This window comes from Kitasatospora sp. NPDC056327, assembly GCF_042261735.1.
Lineage (GTDB): Bacteria > Actinomycetota > Actinomycetes > Streptomycetales > Streptomycetaceae > Kitasatospora.
Window position 1 is genome coordinate 14,195 of record NZ_JBHJRC010000027.1, and the last position, 20,194, is coordinate 34,388.

The window sequence follows — 20,194 nt, forward strand, 5'->3', positions numbered from 1 at the left end:
CGGGGATCGGCGGGGTGGCGGCCCGTGGGCGGGCGGCGCGTCGGTGGCGGGTTCCGCCGGGGTGGTCCGGTGGGGCCGTGGACGGGATCGGGCCCAGGGGGCGGCGGGGGCGGCGTGGTCGGCGCGGGTCCGAGGCGTGTCGGCGCTCCGGGCCGTGCCGCCGCCTCCGGTCGGTGGTGCGGCGGGATGCGGTGCGGGTGGTGCCGCGGACGGGGCCGGGCCCGGGAGCGGGGCCGGAGAGGCGGAGCCGGCGCGACGGCGCGGTGTGGTGCGCGGGTGGTGCTGCCGGGTGGGGCGGTGGGTTCCGTCGCGCCGGTTCGGCGGGGCTGCGACGGGGCCGGGCTCCGAGGGCCGGCGGGTGCCCGTCCGGTCGGCCGGTGGGGCCGGGGATCAGGGGCCGCCGCCGGTGGCCAGGGTGGCGCCGGGGCGGACCGGCCGGGTGAAGTGGGTGCGGTAGGCGCGCGGGGTCATGCCGATCCGCCGGAGGAGGTGGCGGCGCAGCGAGTCGGCCGTGACGAAGCCGCTCCGGGCGGCGACGTGGTCGACCGGCAGCGCCGTCGACTCCAGCAACTCCCTTGCCTGTTCCAGGCGTTGGGTGAGCAGCCAGTGGAGCGGGCTGGTTCCCGTCTCGGCCTGGAAGCGGCGGTTGAGGGTGCGCACGCTCACCCCGGCGTGGGCGGCGAGCCCGGCCAGGGTGAGCGGCTCGGCCAGCCGCGCGAGCGCCCAGGAGCGGGTGGCGGCGAGCGAGTTGCCGTCGGGTCCGGCCACGGGCGTCGGCAGGACCTGCCCCTGGCCGCCCTCGCGGACCGCCGAGACCGCCGCCAGCCGGGCCACCGCGTTGGCCACCGCCGCGCCGTGGTCGGTGCGCACCATGTGCAGGCAGAGGTCGATGCCGGCGGTGAGTCCGGCGGAGGTGAGCACCGGGCCGTCGTCGACGAACAGTGCCTGCGGGAGCACCCGGACCCGGGGGAAGCGGTGTTCCAGGGCGCCCGCCTGCACCCAGTAGGTGGTGGCGCTGTGCCCGTCGAGCAGTCCGGCCTGGGCGAGGACGAAGGCGCCGGTGCAGATCGAGGCCATCCGGGCGCCCCGGGCGGCGGCCGTGCGCAGGGCGGTGAGGATCCGTTCGTCGGCGTCGGCGCGGGAGGCGGAGCCGGTCACCAGGACGGTGTCGGCCCGGGCGATCGCGTCCAGGCCGTGCGGGACGACCACCCGGAGGCTGCCGGTGGTCGCCACGGGGCCGGGGTCGGCGGTGCAGACCAGCACCTCGTAGGCGGGGGCGCCGTCCAGCTCGGCGGAGCCGAAGACGACCTCGGGGATGGCGAGGTCGAAGGCGGTCACCGGGGGCACGGCGACGACCGCGATCCGGTGGACGCCCGGCGCGCGGTCCCCGGCCCCGCGTTCCGGTGCGGGCGGGGACGACGCCGGGGGCGCGGGCGAGGACGAGGGCGCGGACATGGCCAGAACCTCCGGAACCTTGGCAGCCGGGGCCCTGCCGCGCGGCGCGGCCCCGTCCGAGAGTTGATCACGGCGCCGACGGTCCGGCGCCCTCACCCCACGGCCAACCGAGGAGCCCCCCATGTCCTTCCACGTCGTCACCGGCGCCGGTTCGACCGGTACCGCCACCGCCCTGCGTCTCGCCGGCGCGGGCGACCGGGTCCGTCTGGTCACCCGGCGCGGCACCGGACCCGCGCACCCGGGCATCGAGCTGGTCGCCGCCGACGCGACCGACGCCGACGTCCTCACCGCGCTGGTCGACGGCGCGGCCTCGCTGATCAACTGCGCCGCCCCGCAGTACCACCGCTGGCCGACGGAGTTCCCGCCGCTCGCCGCCGCCCTGCTGACCGCCGCCGAACGGACCGGCGCGGGCTACGTCATGCTCGGCAACGTCTACGGCTACGGCCCGGTGGACGGGCCGCTCACCGAGGACCTGCCCGCCGCGCCGACGAGCCGCAAGGGCGCCCTGCGGGCCGCGCTCTGGGCGGACGCCCTGGCGGCCCACGAGGCGGGCCGGGCCCGCGTCACGGAGGTCCGGGCCAGTGACTTCCTCGGCCGGGACGCGGCCTCGCTGTTCGCCTTCGCCGTCGTGCCCGCGGTGCTGGCCGGCGAGCCGGTCGGCTACCCCGCCGACCTGGACGCGCCGCACAGCTGGAGCTACGTCGGCGACGTGGCCGACACCCTGGTCGCCGCCGCGCGCGGCACGGACTCCTGGGGCCGGGCCTGGCACGTGCCCAGTACCGGCGAGGACTCCGCCCGGTCCCTGGCCCGGCAGTTGGCGGCGGCGGCCGGGGCGCCGGAGCCGGCGCTCACCGAACTGCCGCGGACGGAGCTGGCCCGGTCGGGGAACCCGGTGCTGGCCGAGGTGGAGGAGATGGGCTACCTGTACGACCGGCCGCTGCTGCTGGACTCGACGCGCACGGAGCGGGCGCTGGGGGTGGCGGCGACGCCGCTGGAGGCGGTCGTCGAGGAGACCGTGCGCGCGTCGAAGGGGTGAGTGCGGCGGCGGGGGACGGCGCGGGCGGCCGGCGGCCCGGGGTGTGAGCTTCGCCATGATCGAAATCATCCGTGTTGTGGTGGCTTGACCGGCCGGAGAGCGGCTGGTCTGCTGGTGCGCCGTCAGCCGCCCGCCCACCTGGGGAGACCCCGTGCCCACCCGTCGCACCACCCTGTCCGCCGCCACCGTCTTCCTGATATCCGCCCTGGTGCTGGGCGGTTGCACGGGCGCGAAGAAGCAGGACGGCGGCGCCCCGTCCGCCGGCTCCGGGGCCGGGGCCGCCGCCACCGGTCGGGGCACCAGCCCGCTGGAGAACCCCGACGGCACCAAGCCGGGCCTGGCGCCGCTGACTTCGCCGGAGGAGCAGCAGGCGGGCCGGGCGCTGATCACCAAGGTCGCCACCGCCGCGACCGGCTCCAAGGAGGGCTACGACCGCAACGAGTTCGGCCCGGCCTGGACCGACAACGTCGACGGCGTACCCGGCGGCCACAACAACTGCGACACCCGCAACGACCTGCTGGCCCGCGACGGCTCGGCGGTCGAGCGCAAGGACGGCTCCACCTGCGTGGTCACCTCGATGACCATCCACGACCCGTACACCGGCAGGACGGTGCAGTGGAGCAAGCAGCAGGCGTCGAAGATCCAGATCGACCACGTGATGCCGCTGTCCTACGACTGGCAGATGGGCGCCAGTCAGTGGGACAAGCCGAAGCGCGTGCAGATCGCCAACGACCCGCTCAACCTCATCCCCGCCGACGGCTCGCAGAACGCCTCCAAGGGCGACTCCGGTCCGTCCGCCTGGCTGCCGGCCGCCCCGGAGATCCGCTGCGCGTACGCGGTGCGCTTCGCCCAGGTTTCGCTGAAGTACCAGCTGCCGGTGACCGAGGCCGACAAGAAGGCGATGCTGCAGCAGTGCGGCGGCTGACCAGGAGCTGAGGAAACGTTCCGCTGCTCGGGCCCGGTCCGGGGGCGGCGGAACGGTCCGCGACGGGTGGGGCGCCGTCAGAGGCGGGACGTTCGGATGGTATTCGTGTGCGGTGGACTCGATGATCTCCCGGTTCTCGCGGCGTGCATTGCCCGCCGTCGCCGTGGCCGCGCTGCTGGCGGGCTGCACCGGTTCGGGCGGCTCCACGGACGCGCCCACCGCCCCGTCGGCCGCCGAGCTCGCCGGGGAGGTGGCCCCGGAGCTCCGGGTCTTCTACGGCCAGCGGCTCGCCTGGAAGCCGTGCGACGGCGAGGCGGCCGTGCAGTGCGCCACGCTCAGGGTCCCGCTGGACTACGCCGACCCGGCCGGCGGGACCTTCGACGTCGCCGTGGCCAGGATCGGCAGCAGCGACCCCGGCCGGCGGATCGGCTCGCTGGTGGTCAACCCGGGCGGTCCCGGCAACAGCGGTGTGGACATGGTCCGCGGCGGCCGCAACGACTACGACGGCCCGCTCCGCGACCACTACGACATCGTCGGCTTCGACCCCCGCGGCGCCGGCCGCAGCTCGCCGGTCAACTGCCTGGACGACCGCGCCCGTGACGAGTGGCTCGCCGCCGACGTCTCCGGCCCCGAGCACGGCAAGGTCCTCGGCGACGCCTGCCTCGCCAAGTACGGCAAGCTGCTGACGCACCTCGGCACCCGTGACTCCGCCCGCGACATGGACGTGCTGCGCGCCGTGCTCGGCGACCGCAGGCTCAGCTACCTCGGCATGTCCTACGGCAGTTACCTCGGCAGCGTCTACACCGAGGAGTTCCCCGACCGGGTCGGCCGGCTCGTCCTGGACGGCGCCATCGACCCCGCGAAGCCGCAGGCCGCGACCAACATCGAGCAGTACGGGGGCTACGAGCGCGCGCTGCACGCCTTCGCCGCCGACTGCGCGCGCCGGGCGGGCTGCCCGTTCGGCGACGACCCGGACCGGGCCGCCGAGCGGGCGGCCGGGTTCCTCGACGGGCTCGGGCGCCGGCCGCTCAGGACCGAGGACGGCCGGCTGCTCACCTCCGTCGCCGCCTGGAGCGCCGTGTTCGAGGGCCTCTCCGGCGACGAGGGCGGCTGGGACTCCCTGGCGAACGCCCTGGACCGGGCGGTGCTGGGCCGGGGCGACGACCTCCTCGCCTACGCCGACGGCTACCGAAGGCGCGGCCAGGACGGCCGCTACAGCAACTCCGTCGACGCCTACACCGCCATCTACTGCGCCGACGGCGCGACCGAGGTCCCGGCCGGTGACGCCCTGAAGGCCGCGTACCAGGAGCTGGCCGCCAGGGCCCCGCTGGTCACCCGGCACGAGCCGGCCGCCGAGCTGTTCGACCCCGACTGCCGCGGCTGGCCGTTCCGTTCGCCCGAGAAGGCGCATCCGATCGGCTCGAAGGCCACGACGCCGATCGTCGTGGTCGGCTCCACCGGCGACCCGGTCACGACGTACGCCAACGCCCGGCAGCTCACCGCCCAGCTCGGCAACGCCGTCCTGCTCACCCGCGAGGGGGAGGGCCACACCGCCTACGCGCGGAGCGGGTGCGTCCGGGCCGCGGTGCGCGCGTACTTCGTCGACGGCACGGTGCCCGCCGCCGGGACGCGCTGCGCGAGCGACCCGGTGCGGTGAGGCGCCGGGGTGCGGTGGGCCCGGCGCGCGCGGTGGCCGGCACGGTGACGCAACGGCGGGACGCACCACGGGCTCTGGCCGTGGTGCGTCCCGCCGGGCGTCCTGCCGGGGTGTCCTGCCGGGTTCGCCGCGTCAGGACGTGGGCGGCCGGGTGAGGTCGTAGAAGGTCGAGCCGCCGACCGTGCGGGCGGTGTAGTGGCTGGTCACCCACGCCTCGATCTCGGCGGTCTGCGACTGCGACGACCCGCCGTCCGTGCCACGGGCGGCTCCGGTGCCGGTACCGGAGCCGTTCGTCTCGGTGAGGGCGACGCGCATGCTCCCACCGCCGATGAACCAGTGGACCTTGCCCTCCTTCACGTACTGCTGGAAGGCGCCCAGGCTGAGCGACGGGTCACTGCTGTTGAAGCCTCCGAGGGCCATCACCGGTACGCCGGAGGCGAGTTGGTAGCTGGCGGCGTTCTGGGAGCCGCTCGTCGCGGCGGCCCAGCGGTAGCCCTCGGCGTCCTGCTTCAGCAGGGCCGCGGCCTCGGCGCCGACCCTGGCGCCGTTCAGCAGCCCGCCCATGCCGCCGGGACCGCCCGCGCCGCCCATGCCGCCCGTGCCGCCGGCCTCGCCGGTGCCGTCGGGGAGGCCGCCCGGGGCGCCGCCCCCGTCGGGCACGGTGCCCCCGCCGGGGAGCCGGGTGCCGTCGCGGCCGTCGGTCGCTCCGCCGCCGGGGAACTGCGCTCCGCCGCCGGGGAACTGGGCGCCGCCGCCGGGGACCTGCCCGCCGCCCTGGTTGCGCCCGCGCCCGCCGTCCTGGCCGCCCTGGCCGCCGTCCTGCTGCGGGAAGGCCGGGAAACCGCCGCCCGGACCGCCCCCGCGCCGGCCGCCGCCCGGACCGGAGCCGCCCTCCACCGCCGGACCGGCCACCACGATCGAGCCCTGGTGCGCGGTGCCGACCGTCTGCACCGCGTACGCCGTGGGTCCGCCCAGTGCGGCCGCCGCGCCCACCAGGCCCGCCACCGCGGTCAGCCGCCCGGCGAGCTTCCGGGCACCGGAGCCGTTGCCCGGGTTCGCGCCCGGGCCCTCGGCGTCGGCGCGCCGCGCGAGCCGCGCCGCCGCCGGACCGGCCGCGAGCAGCGCCGCCGCGGCGAGCAGTCCGCCCACCAGTACCGCCGGGCGCAGCCACGGCAGGAAGTCCGCACTCCGTCCGAGCAGCACGTACGCCCACACCGACGTCACCGCCAGCGTGCCGGCCAGCACGGCCGCGTACGGCAGCCGGTGCCGGGCCCGCCACAGCCCGTCCACGCCCATGCCGACCAGGGCCGCGACCGCCGGGGCCAGCGCCACCGTGTAGTACTGGTGGAAGATCCCGGACATGAAGCTGAAGGTCAGCGCGGTGCAGAGCAGCCAGCCGCCCCACACCAGGAAGGCCGCGCGCGCGGTGTCCGTCCGGGCGTGGCGCCGGGTGGCCCACAGACCGAGCACCAGCAGGATCAGCGAGGCCGGCATCAGCCAGGCGATCTGCCCCCCGATGTCGCCGTCGAACAGCCGGGTGATGCCGGTCTCGCCCCAGCCGCCACCGCCGCCGCGCATCCCGCCGGCCGGAGCACCGGCGGGCACCTCGCCGAACACCGCCCCGGCCCCGCCGGGGAACCCGCCGCGGCCGAGGCCGACGCTGCCGGTCTCGTTGCCGTTGAGCCGGCCGAGGCCGTTGTAGCCGAAGGTGAGGGAGAGGAAGCTGTTGTCCTGCGACCCGCCGACGTACGGCCGCGCCGAGGCCGGCACCAGTTCGACCACCGCGACCCACCAGCCGCCCGCGACCACCATCGCCAGCCCGCCGGCCAGCAGCTGGCGGACCCGCCGCCACAGCCCGGTCGGCGCGGCCACCAGGTAGATCACCGCGAAGGCGGGCAGCACCAGGAACGCCTGCAGCGTCTTGGTGAGGAAGGCCAGCCCGAACATCACGCCGGTGAACACCAGCCACCGGGTGCCCGCCGCCTCGACCGCCCGCACCAGCCCGTACGCGGCCAGGGTGAGCAGCAGCACCAGCAGCGCGTCCGGGTTGTTGAAGCGGAACATCAGCGCCGCGACCGGCGTCAGCGCGAACACGGCGCCCGCCAGCAGCCCGGCGAGCGGCGAGAAGCGCCGGCGCACCGTCGCGTACAGCACGCCCACCGAGCCCACCGCCATCAGCGACTGCGGGGCCAGCACCGACCAGGAGGAGAGCCCGAAGACCCGGGCGGCGAGCGCCATCGGCCAGAGCGCCAGCGGCGGCTTGTCGACGGTGATGAAGTTCCCGGGGTCCGAGGAGCCGTAGAAGAAGGCCTTCCAGCTCTGGCTGCCGGCCTGGGCGGCGGCCGAGTAGAAGGAGTTGGCCCAGCCGGACGCGGACAGGCCCCAGAGATAGAGGACGGCGGTCGAGGCCAGCAGCGCGAGCAGCGCGGGCCGCACCCAGCGCGGGTCGTCGGCGCGTCCGCGCCAGGCCCGGGCCGGCAGGGTGCGCAGCCGTCCCGCCCAGGACGCCGGGCCCTTGGGACCGACGGGCGGCAGCGGGAACGCGGGGAACAGCGGGTGCCCGGCGGCGCGCGGGTGCCCGGCGGGCCGCTCCGGTCCGTCGGGCCGTTCGGGCGCCGTCCCCTCCGGCGCGGGGGCGGGCGGGAGCTGCGGGGGCGGGTAGGCCCCGGCCTCCGGCCAGGGCTCGCCGGCCGGCGGGGTGAGGCTGGTCGTGGTCATGGGCGCTACGTTCGGGTGCCCGGCTGAGAGAACGGTGAGACGCGGGTGTGAGCCGCCTGTGATGTGCCCGGCGGCCCGGGTGATCCTGCCCGGCCGGGGGGCCGGTCCTGCCCGTCCTGTCCTTCCCGCCGCCGTGCACGGGCCGCCGCGCAGCGCGTCCGGCCCCTCCTGCCCGTCCGGGCCCGGGCCGGGCCCTCCCGAGGGTCCGGGTCGTCCTGCCCGGTCAGGCGGCCTGCGGCATCACCAGGTGCTTGCCGAGCCACTCCAGGGCGGGCGGGATCTCCCTGGTCCAGGTGTGGAAGTTGTGGCCGCCGGTGTCGAGGGTGATGGTGGAGAGCCTGGTCGGCGCCTTGAAGGCGTTGACCATGGCCTGGGTGCCCTCGTAGTTGTTCTCGTCGTAGCTGGTGGCGAGCAGCAGCGCGACGGGTTCGGCGGGCTTGTTCCTCAGCCGCCAGACCAGGTCGTTCTCCTGCTTCAGCCGGTCGTTCCCCGCGAACAGGTCGCCGGTGGTCTCGTCGATCGGCGCCGTGTAGTAGCCGGAGAGCGAGATCGCGGCCCGGTACGCGTCCGGCTTGCGCAGGGCGAACTTGAGGGCGCAGTAGCCGCCGGTCGAGTTGCCGATCACCGCGCGGTTGGCCGGGTCGGTGCCGATCCGGTAGTTGGCGGCCAGCGCCTCGGGCAGGTCGCTGGTGAAGAAGGTCTCCACCTGGGGCCCGCCGGGGACGTCCATGCACTCGGTGTCGCGGTTGCCGACCAGGGTGGGGCGCATCAGCACCAGGACGGTCGGCGGCAGCTTCTGCTGCTCGATCGCGGTGAGCGCGGACGCCGGGTACTGCATCAGCGTGATGAGCTTCTCCGCCGAGCCCGGGTAGCCGGCCAGCACCAGTGCCATCGGGAACCTGCGCTGCTGGTACTCCGGCTGGAAGTACTGCGGCGGGAGGTAGACGAACGCGTCGCTGCTGAGTCCGCTCGACGAGCCGCGGACGGCGACCTCCTGGATCAGTCCGGAGCGGTCGCGGGCCGAGCCCTGTGCCGAGTACATGTTCTTCTCGCCGGTGACGGAGAGCGAGGCGGCGGCGTTCGGCTGGTGGTCGACGACCGTGCCCGGCTTGCCGTTGGTGCCGAGCAGGTCGCTCCAGGAGCTGTAGAAGCCGAAGTAGCCGTTGGCGATCAGTCCCATGGCGACCAGCACCGCGACCTGGGTGGCGAGGAACGCGCCGATCCGTCCGGTCCAGGACTTCCAGCCGCGCCCGCCGAATCTCGGCCAGAGCCACATCGTGGCGGCGAAGACGCCGATCGCGACGAGGGCGGCGATGATCTGGAGCGGAAGACCCGTGAGGCTGAGCACGTCCCGATCGTAGTTGACGTGAGGAACCGCTCCGTGCGCCCTGTCGCACGCCCCCGCTACGCTTCGATGCGCCGTAAGTGCGCCCTGTTGACCGCGTCTTGTCGTCTCGGGATCATGTCGGCGGGGACAGCGACTGCACGGAGTGTGCATGCATCAGTACCGAGAGATCATCCGGGGGAACGGCATGAAGTCCATCACCAAGGCGGGCGTTGCGGTGGGCAGCGTCCTCCTGCTGGCGGCCTGTTCGAGCGGGGGTTCCGGCGGCAGCTCGTCGGCGTCCGGCTCGTCGGACGCGTTCAGCGCCCTGCCCGCACCCACGAGGACGCCCACCTTCACGCCGACGCCCACCCCGACCCCGACGCCCTACGGGCCGGTCCTCGCCGGCTACGTCGACCCGGTCGGCGCCGCGCTCGGCCGGATCAACCCGGCCGCCGACCTGCCCGGGTTCTCGGCGAGCCTCCAGGAGGCCGCCACCGCCGCCAACTCCGCGAGCAGCGGACTCGGCCTGAGTGACACGCCCACCGCCGTCGGCACCACCAAGCGCCAGTTGGTCACGGCGCTCTCGCAGCTCGCCACGGACCTGACCAAGCTCCGCAGCGACATCAAGTCGAAGACCTTCTGCACCACCGGTTCGGCCTTCGCCCAGGTCGGCCTCTCCGAGAGCCTCAAGTCCATACCCGCGGCCCTCGCCGAGATGACCGCCGCCGGCTACACCACCAACTTCACGGTTCCGACGACGCCGCAGCCGCAGACCCGCACGCTCGACAACGGCGCCTTCGTCACCAAGGGCCGCCTCAAGGGCTCGGGCCAGCTCAACATCGACAACACTGCCGGCACCAGCGACTCCGTGGTCTCGCTCTCCAAGAGCGGCAAGGCGGTCCACTCGCTGTACGTCGGCAAGGGGAAGAAGGCGTCGATCGAGGGCATCGAGGACGGCACCTACGACGTCTTCTTCTCGGACGGCGTCGACTGGGACCCGACCCTGAAGATGTTCACCCAGAGCTGCAGCTACACGAAGTTCGACGACACCCTGGCCTTCGAGACCAACCGGAAGACGTACTCGATCTGGTCGATCACGCTGACCGCGAAGGTCGGCGGCAACGCCAAGACGAGCGACGTGGACGAGGAGAACTTCCCGCAGGTGTAGCGCCACCGCGGACGTCACCCACGCACGTCACCCGCGCACGTCACCGCGGACACGAGTGCGCACCCGAGTGCCGCCGGCCGGGCCTCGCCCCGGTCGGCGGCACTCGTCGTTCGCGACCGGGTCCACGGCCGCCCGCTCCACGCCTCGCCGCCGCCCCGGCCGGCCCCGCCGCCCCGCCGGTGCGAGCGGTCAGGGCCGGCGGCCGGTCGGTGTGCCGCCGGCGACCAGCTGGCCGGTGGCGGTGAGGGCCAGGCGGGAGAAGAGGGTGCCGGAGAACCCGAACAGCAGGGAGACGGCCAGGGCGAGGGGGCGGTCCGGCGCGTCCCAGGAGTTGTCCAGGAAGACGTGCCCGAGCAGGTTGAGCTCCGGGTCGGCGAGCATCCGGACCAGCAGCACGCCGCCGACCGCCGCGAGCGCACCGCCGACCGGTGCGAGCACCAGCACGCCCCAGGAGACCGGTCGCTGGGCCCGCAGCACGCCGGTCAGCGGGGAGAGGAAGCCGCCCAGCGCGCCGAGCACCATGGTCGGGTGGTGCCCCAGGGTGGCACCGATCAGGTAGGCGGCCCCGAGGCCGATCGTCGCGAGCCAGAGGGCGGTGCGCTGCTGCTCGTACTCGCGCTCCGCCTCGGTGTCCTCCCGGTCGTGGAGGTACTCGACGGCGGCGGCCAGGCGCGCCGGGGTCCGGGAGCTGTCGGACGGCGGGTCGAGGTCGGCGGCGAGTTCGGCGTCCCCGGGGACGGTGGAGTCGGCGAGCTTGAGGCGCAGCGCCCCGAGCCGGTCGGTCGCCTCCTCGGGGGGCAGGAGGCGGATCAGGTCCAGTTCGCAGGCGTGCAGCACCCGCCAGGCGGCGGCCAGTTTGGACAGCGGGATCGAGAGCACCCAGGAGGAGCGGGGGGAGAACCGCCACACGATCATGTTCGTGTGCTCCATGGCGTCGAGCCGTTCGGTGACGGCGGCCAGTACGGCGGCGCGGGCCGCCGTGGCGTCGGGCGCGTCACCGGTCGGTCCGGCGGGCGGTCCGCCGCCCGGCCCGGTGCCCGAGAGCGCGGTCACCCGGGCCCGTGCCTCGCCGATGCGGCTCTGCAGCCGGCGGTACTGCGGGGCGGCGATGAACCCCCGGCTGGTGAGGAAGACGATGGCCAGGTAGGCGAGGCAGATCCCTGCCGGCGCCCAACCGGCGTTCCCCGACTGTCCCATCAGGCCCCCCTGTTGGCGATCGTCCGATCATCGTGCCGCAGAAGGCGCCGGTTCGGGGAGTGGTTCCGCACTCCCGGCCGCAGCCGGGCGGGGCGGACGGGGCGAGGCGGGGGCCGGGCGGGGGTGCGGTGCCCGTCCGCCGGGCTGTCGGGCTGTCGGGCTGTCGGGCGCGACTGTCAGTGGCCCGTGCCACACTCCCGTCATGGCTCCCGAACCACTCGCCACCCTCACCTTCGCCGCCTGGCGCCGCCTCGACCTCGCGGCCGCCTCCCGGGTCGCCGCCCAGGCCGCGGCCGCCGTCGGCGGGCGTCTCGACCGCGTCGAGACGGTCCAGCACTTGGGCGGGCCGCTGCACCGCGTCCTGGTCGAGCGCGACGAGCGGATGTTCGCGCTGATACCGGGCGGTCGGGTCACGGTCGGGTTCGACGTGGCGGGCTGGCGGCCGTCGGCCGAACTCCTCGCCTGCTACCGGGAGGAGAGCGCCGCCCAGGGCTTCGGCGACGAAGACCTGCACACCGAACTCGCCCGACGCCTCAGCCCGCGCCGGACCGTCACCGTGCCGACCCTGCTGATGGCCGTCCTGGACGAGCCCGTCGAGGAGGAGGTCGACGAGATGCCGGCCGTCCTCGCGGGCGAGGGCCTGCGGCTGCCGACCTCCGACGAGTGGGAGCACGCCTGCGGGGCCGGGGCCCGCACGCTGTTCCGCTGGGGCGACGAGCTCCCGCTCGACCGGATCCCGGTCGAGGACGGCACCGGCCCGCAGGCCGGGCGGAACGCCTTCGGCCTGCGCATCGCCCACGACACCTACACCTCGGAGATCACCAGCGAGCCGGGGGTGGTCTACGGCGGCGACGGCGGGGAGTCGGTCTGCGGCGGCTACGGCCCCGTCCTGGCCTGGCTCCCGCTCGCCACGGCGAACCGGAACCCGGACCTCGCGGCGTTCCTCTACGGCGAGGGCGCGGACGACGCCGCCGACTCCCTCTCCGTCCGGCCGGTCCTCGACCTCCGCTGAGCGCCGTTCCTCCTCGTCCTCCTCCTTCCCCCGCCCCGGTCGTACCGGCGGATCGGCCCGCCGTCCCTCCGGGGGACGCCCGGTCCCGGCCCCTCCTTCCGCCGCCCCCGCGCCCGGGGCGACTTCTGCCCGCACTGTTGACCAATTGAAATGGGCATGGCACTTTCGTGCGGCGCGGGCGTCCGCAACCGGTCGGACGCCCCGCATCCCCCACAAGGAGAGCCATGTTCAAGAGACTTGCCGCCGCGTCCGCCGCGAGCGCAGTCGTCGCCGGGGTCCTGACCTCGGTGGCGGCCGCCCCCGCGCAGGCGGTGCAGGCCGGTGACCTGACGTCCACCATCGCGCTGAGCAACTGCTCCGCCGCGCTGGTGCGGTACCCCTCCTCCGTCGACGCCGACCGGGCCCTCATGCTCACCAACGGGCACTGCCTGCCGACCATGCCGACCGCCGGCCAGGTCATCCAGAACCAGTCCGCCAGCCGCAGCGGCACCCTGCTCAACGCCTCGGGCGGCTCCCTCGGCACCGTGCAGGCCGACCGGATCCTCTATGCGACGATGACCGGCACGGACGTCGCGCTGTACCAGCTCACCGACACCTTCGGCTCGATCGGCTCCAAGTTCGGCGCGACCGCGCTGACCATCAGCGACACCCACCCGGTCGACGGCTCGTCGATGTTCATACCGTCCTCGTACTGGAAGCAGACCTGGAACTGCTCGATCAACGGGTTCGTCGGCACCCTGCGCGAGGACGCCTGGACCTGGCGCGACTCCATCCGCTACAGCTCCGGCTGCAACACCACGCACGGCACCTCGGGTTCGCCGATCGTCGACGCCGCCACGAAGAAGGTCGTCGGCATCAACAACACCGGCAACGACGACGGCCAGATGTGCACGCTCAACAACCCCTGCGAGGTGGCGGCCGACGGCACCACCACCGCGACCAAGGGCCAGAGCTACGGCCAGGAGACCTACTGGTTCACCACCTGCCTGGGCAACGGGCGCGTCATCGACCTCAACGTCAGCGGCTGCCTGCTGACGAAGCCCGCGGGCAGCGGCACCGTCTCGGTCGCCAACCCGGGCAGCCAGTCGACGGCGGTGGGCGGTTCGGCGAACCTCCAGATCCAGGCGAGCGGCGGCTCGACGCCGTACACCTACTCGGCCACCGGCCTGCCGGCCGGTCTGTCGATCAACGCCTCCACCGGCGCGGTCACCGGCACCGCGACCACGGCGGGCACGTACAACGTGACCGTGACCGCCAAGGACTCGGCCAACAGGACCGGGACCGCGAGCTTCACCTGGACGGTCACCGGCGGCGGTGGGGGCACCTGCACGCCGGCGCAGCTGCTCGGCAACGCCGGCTTCGAGACGGGCTCGGCCGCGCCGTGGGCCACGTCCAGCGGTGTGGTGGACAACTCGGCGTCGCAGGCGGCGCACGGCGGTTCGTGGAAGGCGTGGCTGAACGGCTACGGCTCGGCCCGCACGGACACGCTGTCGCAGACGGTCTCCGTCCCGTCCGGCTGCAGGGCGACCCTGAGCTTCTACCTGCACATCGATTCGGGCGAGTCCGGCTCGACGGTGTACGACAAGCTGACCGTGCAGGTCAACGGCACCACGCTGAAGACCTACTCCAACGCCGACGCGGCCGCCGGCTACCAGCTGCGGACCTTCGACCTGTCGGCCTACGCGGGCCAGACGGTGACCGTCAAGTTCACCGGCACCGAGGACGCCTCGCTGCAGACCAGCTTCGTGATCGACGACACCTCGATCGCCACGAGCTGACCCACTCTCGGCGCGACGGGCAGCCGCACAGGAAGTCGGTGAGGCCGACTTCCTGTGCGGTGCCGCTTCCCGGACGAGGGCGGGAGCCCGGCCGGATCAGCGCACCGGGGGCACCCGGCAGAGGAGCACGCGGCCGTCCACCGTGCCGATGACGAGCCGGCCGGGGGCGGGGGCGGTCAGGGAGAGGGCCACGGTCGGGGCGCCGCCGACCGTGAGCCGGGTGCGCCGGCGGACGCCGCCGTCGGCCGCGTCGAGGGCGACGACCTCGCCCGAGGTGAGGGCGGCGAAGACGGTCTCGCCGTCTGTGTCGACGGCGGTCACGGGGGCGTCGGCCGTGAACACCCACTGCACCAGGCCGTCGGGGAAGCGGCGGCGGGCGACGAAGACGTCGTCGGGCCGGCGCCCGTGCGGGTGGTGGATCGTGCCGGTGTGGATCAGCGCGCCGGCCGTGTCGCCGTCGCCCGTGAGCCGGACGGCCGGGCCGGTGGAAAGGTGCCCGGACCGCACGGCGTCCCACGCGAGCGGGAACAGCCGGCGGACCGTCGGCTCGCCCCCGGCGGCCGCCGGCGGGTCGACGGCGACGACCCACTTGTCCTTCCAGTACTTCTTCCTCCTGCCCTGGAGGAAGAGCAGTTCGGGGCTGCGCCGGACCGCGAAGTGGGTGCTGTAGCAGTCGTAGGCGCCGAGCGCCGGCCCGGGAGAGCGCCGCCCCTCCTGGTCGAGCACCACCGTCGCGGCGTCCGGCCGGTCGTCGCGGGTGTCGCGGAGCGCGAGCCGGCCGTCGAGGGCGGCGGTGAGGGCGGCGGGGAACACGGCCCCGACGGAGCCGAGGGTGCTGCCGTCCGCGAGGGAGAGCCGTTCGACGTCGCCCGGCAGGTCCGCCCAGCCGATGCCGGGGGCCCAACGGGCCGGGCGGGGCACGTTGACCCAGGCCGACTCCTGGTCGGCGGCGACATGGAGTTCGCGCGCGCCGTCGGGGTCGGCGACCGACCACTGCGGCTCGCCCGAGGGCAGCCGGCACTCCAGCTTCACCCCTTCGAGCGCCGCCAGCACCCGGCCGTCGTCCAACGCCTCCACCGCCCACACCTGCCGCCGCGGCGCCCACGACGTGCCGTGGGCGGCGGCGAGTGCGGCGACCATGTCCCGGGCGGCCCGCTTGGCGCCGCCGGCGCGGCGCGGGGCCCTCACGCGCGGGCCCTTGAGCCGGCGGAAGGAGATGCTGCGCGGGGGGAGGCCGCGCCAGTCGTCGTGCCGGACGACGGCGGCGGAGCCGTGGGTGTCGGGAGCCTTGTCGGCCTCCTCGTCGGGCGGGGCGACGACCAGTTCCAGCGCGCGGCCGTCGGTGCTCCAGCCCACCCGCCGCACCTCCCGGCGGTCCGCCAGGGCGGAGACGGTGGTGCCGTGCTCCAGGTCGACGAGGAGGAGTTCGCCCTCGTAGAAGTAGCCGCCGTCGTAGGAGCCGGTGCCGACGGCGAGCAGCGGGAGGTGCGGGTGGAGGGCGAGGTCGAGCACCGGCCAGTCGCTGCGGACGACGTGGTGGCAGCGGAGGTCGCCGAGGCCGTAGACGCCGACGCGGTGCCCCGCCCAGTCGGGGACGGAGCGTCCGCCCCAGGACAGCCGGCCGACGCTGCCGCCGAGGGCGACCAGCCCCCGTGCCTCGTCGCGCACGGCCACCTTGGGCTTCCCGATCTCGGCGAACGGCCCGCCGCCGAGGACCTGGTGGACGTGCAGCGGCCGCTCGGGCGTCGGACGGTCGGTCTCCGGGGGGATCATCGGGCGATCCTCCCACGTCAGGGCGGTTGCCGGGCCGCCGGGGCGGCCTCCCGGAGGAGCGGGGAGGAACCGGCCCGTGGCGACGTCCGGAGGCGGTCCTCCGGGGGTAGTGTGCGGGCATGCCGGACACTGCGCTGCTCATCGTCGATCTGCAGAGCGCCCTGCTGGTCGGGGCCCACGACGCCGAAGGCTGCCTCGCCCGCGTCGCCGGACTCGCCGCGCGCGCCCGGGCGGCCGGCGCACCGGTGTTCTACCTGCGGCAGCGGGTCGAGATCCCCGGGGTGGCGGCCGAACTGCTGGACGTCCACCCGGCGGTGGCGCCGCAGCCGGGTGACGCCGTGCTGGACAAGGACAGCGCGGACGCCTTCCTGGACACGCCGCTCGACGCGGCACTGCGCGAACGCGGCGTCCGGCGGGTGGCCGTGGCGGGGTTCGCCACCGAGTACTGCGTCGACTCGACCGGCCGGAGCGCGCTCTCCCACGGCTACGACCTCGTCCTCGTCGCCGACGGCCACACCACCCCCGCACGCCCCGCCGACAGCCCCCTGCCCACCGCGGAACAGGCGATCGTCCACCACAACGCGGTCTTCGCGACCATCCTCTACGCCGGCCGCACCGTCCAGGTGCTCCCGGCCGAGGCCGTGGACTTCACCACCGGCGCGGTGACCGGACAGGGCCGGCGGGATCCCGGGGCCGGGTGGGGGAGGGGATCATGACTGCCTTCGGGCGGGGACGCGCCGGGCGGGGGTGAAGGGGGTCAGGCGGAGTCACGGGGGATGCGGTGGTGCCACTCCTTGCTGAAGACGACGTTGCCGGCCTCCTCCGCCCTGAGTTTGGTGCGGGCGAGCAGGTGGGTGGGGTCGCAGCGGAGTTCGGTGCGGGTGTGGACGGTGATGTCCCAGCCGATGGCGGGGCGTTCGAGGCGGACGGTGCGGTCGGTCCGGGCCTGGGCGCTGAGGGGGGTGGCGGTGAGGACGCGGTAGGCGGTGACGGTCTGTTCGGCGCGGACCAGGCCGTCGGAGTGGGTGCGGGTGCCGTCGGTGGACGGGGAGAGCTCGGTGCGCCACTCGCGGCGGCCGATGTCGTGGACCGTCACGCGTTCGGGGCGCGCGGTGAGCGGCTCGGTGACGTGCAGCGGGGGCGGTAGCGGGAGGACGGGGGAGCGGAAGCCGATCGTGTCGATGCCGGGGGCCGGCGCGCGGACCGGCAGGGTGAGGGCGGAGTGCGAGGGGTCGAGCGCGAACCCGGTGGGTTCGGGGTCGGGCCAGATCCACGGCCAGTAGGTGGAGGCCAGGGCGAGCCGGAGCCGGTGGCCGGGCGGGAGGGTGGCGCCGGTGGCGGCGAGGTCGAGGGTGAGGTCGACGGCCGGGTCGGTGGCGGCCAGTGCCCGGACGCCGCGGGTGAGCAGGGTGGAGGTGCCGTCGGGGGCGACGTCGCACAGGCGGGCGGCGATCAGGCAGGGGCCGGCGGCCGGGTGCAGGCGCAGGGTCAGGGACGGGACGCCGAGGAGGTCCAGGGCCTCGGGCAGCGGACGGGAGTCGAAGCAGACCGAGCGGCCGTCCTCCTCGCGCTGGTCGGGCGGCTGGTCGGCGGGGCGGCCGAGCGGGACGGGCGCGCCGGCGTCGAGGCCGGTGTGCTGGGGGGAGCGGACGTGCACCCAGCGGTCCCCGGAGGCGGTGCCGGCGGTGCGCAGCGGTCCGTCGAGGCCGTGGTGGACGGGGCGGACCCCGGGCTGGGGCCAGGGGTCGTCGCCCGCCCAGTGGGTGGTGCGCCAGGCGCGCAGGGCGGGGGTGGCGAGGGCGCCGGTGTCGAGGTCGCGCAGCCAGTGGTCGTACCAGCGCAGGACCTCGGGGAGGATCTCGTCGGGCAGGCCGTGCGGCCAGGGGCCGAGGACGGCGCGGACGGGGACGCCCGAACCGCCGGAGCCGGTACCGCCGGAGCCCTCGCCGCCGGAGGAGCCGGAGGCCCCGGCGGCGAGGGCGAGGAGGGCGGAGGCGGACGGGTCGGACCAGCCGGCGACGGCGAGGGTGGGGACGGCGGCGTTCTCGACCGGGTCCGGTGCGGCGGCGAGCCAGCCGGCGAGCGGTGGTTCGAGGGCGTCGAGCCGGGACAGCCACATCGCCCGCCAGTCGTCGCCGGCGTACTGCGGGTCCGGCGGACGGGCGGCGTCGGCGAGGTGGGCGGTGGCACGGGTGTGGCCGTCGGCGGCGAGGACGGCGCCGCCGAGGCGGTGCGGGCCGTCCGGGCAGGCGACGACCGCGGCGCGGACGGTGTCCGGGGCGAGGGCGGCCAGGCGCAGGGCGGTGTCCCCGGCGGTGCCGGTGCCGAGCAGGCCGATCCGGCCGTTGCACCAGGGCCGGGCGGCCAGCCACCGGGCGACCTCGGCGCCGTCTGCCACGAGGCCGGCCCCGGCGGCGGACGGCAGGCCGCCGGAGTTGCCGTGGCCGCGGGCGTCGACCCGGACGGCGGCGTGGCCGTGGCCGGCGAACCAGGGGTGACGGCGGGCGTCGTCGCTGGCGGTCCAGTCGGTGAGCCGGCCGGTGGAGTACTCCAGGACGACCGGGACGGGTTCGTCGGTCGCCGGGCGCCAGAGCCGGGCGTGGAGTTCGGTGCCGTCGGGGAGGGGGACGCGCAGGTCCTCGCGGGTGGTGCGGTAGGGGTACGAGGGCATGGCCGCTCCCATCGGGTCCCGGTCGGTGCGGATCATTCCGACAGTAGGGGAGGAAGCGGACGCGCGCCCGGCGAGCGGGACGCCGGGGCGTCGCCCTTCCTCCTTCCGTTCGTCCGCCACCCGGTGACCCAGTCGTAATTGCGCATGACTTGCAACTAATTGCGACGAGAAGGAAAGATGGCCCAGCTCCAAGGGCCGAAAGACCCCTCCGGAGCACCGAGAACCACCGGCGAACCATCGAAGAACCACCGGCAGCCCCCCCGACGGCTCCAAGAGAGGACCCCCGATGACCGGCTCCCGCTGGCGCGACAGGCTCACCCGAGAGGAGTGGATCCGCCTGGCAGGCATGGGCGGCTTCATCCTCGCGCTGCACGTGATCGGCTGGTTCACCCTGCTCGCGCTCGTCGTGCCCGAGCACTACGACGTCGGAGGCCAGATCTTCGGCGCCGGCATGGGCCTCACCGCGTACACCCTGGGCATGCGGCACGCCTTCGACGCGGACCACATCGCCGCCATCGACAACACCACCCGCAAGCTGATGGGCCAGGGCAAGCGCCCGCTCTCGGTCGGCTTCTGGTTCTCGCTCGGGCACTCGTCGATCGTCTTCGGCCTCTGCGCGCTGCTCGCCTTCGGCATCCGCTCGCTGGCCGGCCAGGTCGAGTCGGAGGACTCCACCCTGCACGAGACGACCGGTCTGATCGGCGTCACCGTCTCCGGCACCTTCCTGCTGGTGCTCGGCCTGATCAACCTCGGCGCGTTCAACGGCATCCTCAAGGTGTTCCGCCGGATGCGCGAGGGCGAGTTCGACGAGGCCGAGCTGGAGGCGCAGCTGGAGAAGCGCGGTTTCATGAACCGCATCCTCGGCCGGGTGACCAAGGCGGTCACCAAGCCCTGGCACATGTACCCGGTGGGCCTGCTGTTCGGCCTGGGCTTCGACACCGCCACCGAGGTGTCGCTCCTGGTGCTGGCCGGCGGCGCGGCGGCCTTCCAGCTGCCGTGGTACGCGCTGCTGGTGCTGCCGGTCCTGTTCGCCGCCGGCATGAGCCTGCTGGACACCATCGACGGCTCGTTCATGAACTTCGCCTACGACTGGGCGTTCTCCAAGCCGGTGCGGAAGATCTACTACAACCTGACCGTCACCGGCCTGTCGGTGCTGGTCGCCCTGGTCATCGGCTCGATCGAGCTGATCGGGCTGCTCGGCGAGAAGCTCGACATCACCAGCGGGCCGGTCGCCTGGATCGGGGAGCTGAACCTGGACCTCGTCGGCTACGCGATCGTCGGCCTGTTCGTGCTGACCTGGGCGGCGGCGATCGCCTACTGGAAGTTCGGCAACGTCGAGGAGAAGTGGTCGGCCGGGCTGACCGCCGCGGCCGCCGAGAAGAGCGAGTAGCCGGAGTGCGGAAAGCGGGCCGGCCGGCCCGGGGACGGTTCCCCGGGCCGGCCGGCCCGCTCGCTGTGCCGCTGTCCTCCGCGGGCG

General features: G+C 74.9%; 14 protein-coding genes. 8 read left to right on the forward strand and 6 right to left on the reverse strand.

Features of this window, described 5'->3' with window-relative positions:
- Positions 1-390 precede the first annotated feature (390 nt).
- Positions 391-1,455, reverse strand: a complete 1,065-nt coding sequence (locus tag ACFCX4_RS06745; RefSeq protein WP_376139459.1) for a GlxA family transcriptional regulator — start codon at positions 1,453-1,455, stop codon at positions 391-393.
- 121 nt (positions 1,456-1,576) lie between these two features.
- Between ACFCX4_RS06745 and ACFCX4_RS06750 the strand changes: the two genes are divergently transcribed.
- From ACFCX4_RS06750 to ACFCX4_RS06760, 3 genes are all read left to right on the forward strand, one after another.
- Complete coding sequence (locus tag ACFCX4_RS06750) at positions 1,577-2,491, forward strand: NAD-dependent epimerase/dehydratase family protein (RefSeq protein ID WP_376139461.1); 915 nt, start codon at positions 1,577-1,579, stop codon at positions 2,489-2,491.
- Between the two features lie 151 nt (positions 2,492-2,642).
- Entirely contained in the window at positions 2,643-3,416 is a 774-nt protein-coding gene (locus tag ACFCX4_RS06755; RefSeq protein ID WP_376139463.1) for an HNH endonuclease family protein, read from the forward strand.
- 121 nt (positions 3,417-3,537) lie between these two features.
- A complete protein-coding gene (locus tag ACFCX4_RS06760) occupies positions 3,538-5,073 on the forward strand; it encodes an alpha/beta hydrolase (RefSeq protein ID WP_376139500.1) in 1,536 nt (511 codons plus the stop codon).
- Between the two features lie 132 nt (positions 5,074-5,205).
- Here ACFCX4_RS06760 and ACFCX4_RS06765 read toward each other — a convergent pair whose 3' ends face one another.
- On the reverse strand, positions 5,206-7,791 hold the full coding sequence (locus ACFCX4_RS06765) for an ArnT family glycosyltransferase (RefSeq protein WP_376139465.1): 2,586 nt from the start codon (positions 7,789-7,791) through the stop codon (positions 5,206-5,208).
- Between the two features lie 223 nt (positions 7,792-8,014).
- Positions 8,015-9,139, reverse strand: a complete 1,125-nt coding sequence (locus ACFCX4_RS06770) for an alpha/beta hydrolase (RefSeq protein WP_376139467.1) — start codon at positions 9,137-9,139, stop codon at positions 8,015-8,017.
- Between the two features lie 148 nt (positions 9,140-9,287).
- On the opposite strand from ACFCX4_RS06770, the gene ACFCX4_RS06775 reads away from it, so the two are divergent.
- Positions 9,288-10,286, forward strand: coding sequence for a hypothetical protein (locus ACFCX4_RS06775; protein ID WP_376139469.1), 999 nt, complete (start codon positions 9,288-9,290; stop codon positions 10,284-10,286).
- A gap of 189 nt (positions 10,287-10,475) precedes the next feature.
- On the opposite strand, the gene ACFCX4_RS06780 is transcribed toward ACFCX4_RS06775, so the two are convergent.
- The gene (locus ACFCX4_RS06780) at positions 10,476-11,483 is read right to left on the reverse strand and encodes a hypothetical protein (protein WP_376139471.1); all 1,008 of its coding nucleotides are present in this window, start codon (positions 11,481-11,483) and stop codon (positions 10,476-10,478) included.
- A gap of 202 nt (positions 11,484-11,685) precedes the next feature.
- Here ACFCX4_RS06780 and ACFCX4_RS06785 point away from each other — a divergent pair, with 202 nt between their 5' ends.
- Together ACFCX4_RS06785 and ACFCX4_RS06790 are read left to right on the forward strand one after the other, a co-directional pair.
- The gene (locus ACFCX4_RS06785) at positions 11,686-12,495 is read left to right on the forward strand and encodes a hypothetical protein (protein WP_376139473.1); all 810 of its coding nucleotides are present in this window, start codon (positions 11,686-11,688) and stop codon (positions 12,493-12,495) included.
- 224 nt (positions 12,496-12,719) lie between these two features.
- Positions 12,720-14,273, forward strand: a complete 1,554-nt coding sequence (locus tag ACFCX4_RS06790) for a putative Ig domain-containing protein (protein WP_376139475.1) — start codon at positions 12,720-12,722, stop codon at positions 14,271-14,273.
- A gap of 96 nt (positions 14,274-14,369) precedes the next feature.
- Here the strand turns inward: ACFCX4_RS06790 and ACFCX4_RS06795 are convergent, their stop codons facing one another.
- Positions 14,370-16,046 carry a hypothetical protein gene (locus ACFCX4_RS06795; protein WP_376139477.1) on the reverse strand — a complete coding sequence of 559 codons (1,677 nt, stop codon included), beginning with the start codon at positions 16,044-16,046 and terminating at the stop codon, positions 14,370-14,372.
- Positions 16,047-16,165: 119 nt separating this feature from the next.
- On the opposite strand from ACFCX4_RS06795, the gene ACFCX4_RS06800 reads away from it, so the two are divergent.
- Positions 16,166-16,762, forward strand: a complete 597-nt coding sequence (locus ACFCX4_RS06800; RefSeq protein ID WP_376139479.1) for an isochorismatase family protein — start codon at positions 16,166-16,168, stop codon at positions 16,760-16,762.
- A 41-nt stretch (positions 16,763-16,803) separates the two neighbouring features.
- Here the strand turns inward: ACFCX4_RS06800 and ACFCX4_RS06805 are convergent, their stop codons facing one another.
- Positions 16,804-18,753, reverse strand: a complete 1,950-nt coding sequence (locus ACFCX4_RS06805) for a CocE/NonD family hydrolase (protein ID WP_376139481.1) — start codon at positions 18,751-18,753, stop codon at positions 16,804-16,806.
- Between the two features lie 250 nt (positions 18,754-19,003).
- Between ACFCX4_RS06805 and ACFCX4_RS06810 the strand changes: the two genes are divergently transcribed.
- Positions 19,004-20,107, forward strand: a complete 1,104-nt coding sequence (locus ACFCX4_RS06810; protein WP_376139482.1) for a HoxN/HupN/NixA family nickel/cobalt transporter — start codon at positions 19,004-19,006, stop codon at positions 20,105-20,107.
- The last annotated feature ends 87 nt before the right edge of the window (positions 20,108-20,194 follow it).